At 35.1% G+C, this 248-nt stretch carries 1 protein-coding gene; it reads right to left on the minus strand.

Annotated features, from left to right (window positions below; all coding sequences use genetic code 11):
• On the minus strand, positions 1–248 hold a 248-nt coding region (locus tag L0M85_RS10100; RefSeq protein WP_238656955.1), incomplete at both ends, for a hypothetical protein.

Raw genomic sequence — 248 nt, forward strand, 5'->3', positions numbered from 1 at the left:
AATAAGTAATTCCTTTGTCATTTGTGCGAGTATGTTCTGCATCTTCCCAAGTTAGATGGGTATAAGCTTTTGTTAATTCAAATTCATCTTGTTGAATCAAACTAGCAGATGAAAATCCTAAAAAGAAGCTCATCATAAGTAAGAGAAGAAAGACTAATCCTCCAACTATCCAGGTTGCAGGATTCCCAGCCGTAAATGTAAAGAAGGAAAAGGCTGCTTTTAGTTTTTGATAGATATTTCGGACACTT

Origin of the sequence: Streptococcus sp. DFI.7.26 (assembly GCF_022240605.1) — a bacterium.
Lineage (GTDB): Bacteria > Bacillota > Bacilli > Lactobacillales > Streptococcaceae > Streptococcus > Streptococcus xiaochunlingii.